At 65.2% G+C, this 2,939-nt stretch carries 4 protein-coding genes; 3 read left to right on the top strand and 1 reads right to left on the bottom strand.

The annotated features are described in order from the left end of the window. Positions 1 to 663 (bottom strand): PaaX family transcriptional regulator (locus tag GTP69_RS30735; RefSeq protein ID WP_161058417.1); only part of this gene is annotated, 663 nt, incomplete at its 3' end. A 147-nt stretch (positions 664 to 810) separates the two neighbouring features. On the opposite strand from GTP69_RS30735, the gene paaA reads away from it, so the two are divergent. The 3 genes from paaA to paaC are packed head-to-tail and all read left to right on the top strand — an operon-like array spanning position 811 to position 2,848. Further along, positions 811 to 1,791 carry a 1,2-phenylacetyl-CoA epoxidase subunit PaaA gene (paaA, locus tag GTP69_RS30730; RefSeq protein WP_161058416.1) on the top strand — a complete coding sequence of 327 codons (981 nt, stop codon included), beginning with the start codon at positions 811 to 813 and terminating at the stop codon, positions 1,789 to 1,791. Between the two features lie 10 nt (positions 1,792 to 1,801). Further along, positions 1,802 to 2,086: a 1,2-phenylacetyl-CoA epoxidase subunit PaaB gene (gene paaB, locus GTP69_RS30725; RefSeq protein WP_154360552.1), complete on the top strand. Its 285-nt coding sequence runs from the start codon at positions 1,802 to 1,804 to the stop codon at positions 2,084 to 2,086. Between the two features lie 9 nt (positions 2,087 to 2,095). Further along, positions 2,096 to 2,848 carry a 1,2-phenylacetyl-CoA epoxidase subunit PaaC gene (gene paaC / locus GTP69_RS30720; RefSeq protein ID WP_161058415.1) on the top strand — a complete coding sequence of 251 codons (753 nt, stop codon included), beginning with the start codon at positions 2,096 to 2,098 and terminating at the stop codon, positions 2,846 to 2,848. The last annotated feature ends 91 nt before the right edge of the window (positions 2,849 to 2,939 follow it).

Here is a 2,939-nt window from a genome sequence, read left to right as displayed (position 1 = left end):
GTTCGAGCCGCTGCTGGCGCGCAGCGCCGCCAGCAGCGGCTCGAACTGGGCGATGAACTTGCTGTAGCCGCCGGCCACCGCCGCCACGTCCCAGCCGTCGGCCACCAGATCGCTGAGCGGCCGGGCGCTGACCTGGCGCATGGCCTTGCCCTGCACCACGAACAGCTTGCCGGCCACGCCCAGGCGCTTGAGCAGCTCGTCGAGCGCCGGGCCGTCGGCGGCCGGATGGCCCATGATGCCGGGCGCGATCACGCTATAGCCTTCCCACAGCAACTCCTTGCGCACCGCCGCCCGCTCGGCCGCGTTGAGCGCGCCGTCGCCGTTCAGCACCAGGGTCCAGCTGCCGTCCCAGTGCACATTCGGCGGCGCGTAGATGCGGCGGTAGGCGTGCACGAAGCGCGCCATCGCATCGGGCGTGATGGCATAGGAGGCGCGGCGGCCGTCGCGCTGGGCGCCCAGCCAGCCTTCCTGCGCCAGCCGGAACACCGAGGTGCGCAGCAAACGGTCGTTGACGCCGAACGGCGCCAGCAGCTCGATCAGGCTGCCCAGCCAGACCATGCCGCCGTGCGGCACGATGGCGTCGCCGAAAATCGTCACCACCAGCGACTTCGAGCGCGGCGGATCGCTGGCCAGGAATCCGGCTATCCAGTCGTTGCAATTCATAAGCGGCTTACTAATCTGTACATGGAAACAATAGTTTACTTGGCCGCGCACCCAAAATTAACGCGACGCATTAAAATAATATGACACAAAAAAACTGTAGCTAAATAAAAATACGTATCGTATTATGTAGTCAAACAGGAGACAGCCATGTACGCACAACTGGTAGAAACCGGCCTCAAGCAAGTTCGCACGGCGGCCGACATGAGCGCCGACGAGCAGGCGTTCCAGGCCCGCATCGACGACGGCGTCAAGATCGAGGCCAAGGACTGGATGCCGGACGCCTACCGCAAGACCCTGATCCGGCAGATTTCCCAGCACGCCCACTCGGAAATCGTCGGCCAGCTGCCCGAAGGCAACTGGGTGACGCGGGCGCCAACGCTCAAGCGCAAATCGATCCTGCTGGCCAAGATCCAAGACGAAGCCGGCCACGGCCTGTACCTGTACAGCGCCGCCGAAACGCTGGGCGTGTCACGCGACGAGCTGCTCGCCGCGCTGCATGCCGGCAAGGCCAAGTACTCCAGCATCTTCAACTACCCGACCCTGAACTGGGCCGACATGGGCGCCATCGGCTGGCTGGTGGACGGCTCGGCCATCATCAACCAGATCCCGCTGTGCCGCTGCTCGTACGGCCCGTACGCCCGCGCCATGATCCGCGTGTGCAAGGAAGAATCGTTCCACGCGCGCCAGGGCTACGACATCATGCTGGCGCTGTGCCGCGGCACGCCGGAGCAGAAAGCCATGGCGCAGGATGCGCTCAACCGCTGGTGGTGGCCTTCCTTGATGATGTTCGGCCCGTCGGACGCGGAATCGGTCAACAGCGCGCAGTCGGCACAGTGGCGCATCAAGCTGTTCTCCAACGACGAGCTGCGCCAGCGCATGGTCGACCAGACCGTGCCGCAAGCCGAATTCCTCGGCCTGACGGTGCCCGATCCCGATTTAAAATTCAACGCCGCCACCGGCCACTACGAATTCGGCGCCATCGACTGGAGCGAATTCCACAACGTCCTCAAGGGCAACGGCCCGTGCAACCGCGAACGCCTGCAAACCCGCGTCAAGGCGTGGGACGAGGGCGAATGGTTCCGCGACGCGCTGGTGGCCCACGCCGACAAACAACGCGCCGCCGCATAAGGAGACAAGCATGAGCAAAGAATGGCCACTGTGGGAAGTATTCATCCGCAGCCAGCACGGGCTGGCGCACAAACACGTCGGCAGCCTGCACGCCCCGGACGCTGAAATGGCGGTCAACAACGCGCGCGACGTCTACACGCGGCGCAATGAAGGCGTCAGCATCTGGGTGGTGCGCGCCGCTGACATCGTCGCCAGCAGCCCGGCCGACAAGGGCGCGCTGTTCGAGCCGTCCAACAGCAAGGTGTATCGCCACCCGACCTTCTTCCCGATGCCGGAAGAAGTCAAGAACCTGTAAGGCGCCGCCATGGACAACAAGGTGAATTATCTGCTGCGCCTCGGCGACAACGCCCTGATTCTCAGTCAGCAGCTGTCGCAATGGTGCGGCAAAGGCCCGGCGCTGGAGGAAGACATGGCGCTGACCAACGTCGCGCTGGACCTGCTGGGCCAGACGCGCCTGTGGTACGAGTACGCCGCCGAACTGGAAGGCGCCGGCCGCGACGAAGACAAGCTGGCCTACCTGCGCGACGCCCACGACTTCAAGAACTGCCTGCTGCTGGAGCAGCCGAACGGTAACTATGCCGACACCTTGGTGCGGCAGTTCTACTTCGACACCTGGCATTACTTCGTGATCGAAGGCCTGACGCGCAGCAGTGATGCCCGCATCGCCGCCATTGCCGAGAAATCGCTGAAGGAAGTGACCTACCACCTGCGCCGCAGCGGCGACTTGATGGTGCGGCTGGGCGACGGCACGGAGATCAGCCATGCGCGCACCCAGGCGGCAGCCGATGCGCTGTGGATGTACAGCGGCGAAGTATTCGCCTACGACGCGGTGGACGAGGCCATGGTCGCCGCCGGCGTGGCGCCGGCCGCCGACGAACTGCGCGCGCAATGGCTGGCGCATGTGGCCGAGATTTTTGCCGAAGCCACGCTGACCATGCCGCCGGCCGACGCCTGGATGCAGAAGGGCGGCAAGCAAGGCCGCCACAGCGAGCACCTGGGCTTCATCCTGGCCGAGATGCAGTTCCTGCAACGCGCCTATCCCGGCGCCGAGTGGTAAGCGCGAGGCAGCCATGAAAGCCGCCGCCACCGCCATCGCCGCCGCAGCACCCGCCGTCCGCAGCGCCGCCGACGCGGCCCGCAACGCAGGT

Origin of the sequence: Duganella levis, from assembly GCF_009857605.1 — a bacterium.
Lineage (GTDB): Bacteria > Pseudomonadota > Gammaproteobacteria > Burkholderiales > Burkholderiaceae_D > Rugamonas > Rugamonas levis.
This window is presented reverse-complemented; position numbering and strand designations above follow the sequence as displayed.

Coding starts and splice junctions, on each gene's coding strand:
- paaA (WP_161058416.1), top strand. CDS start 811: ATGTACGCACAACTGGTAGAAACCGGCCTCAAGCAAGTTCGCACGGCG.
- paaB (WP_154360552.1), top strand. CDS start 1,802: ATGAGCAAAGAATGGCCACTGTGGGAAGTATTCATCCGCAGCCAGCAC.
- paaC (WP_161058415.1), top strand. CDS start 2,096: ATGGACAACAAGGTGAATTATCTGCTGCGCCTCGGCGACAACGCCCTG.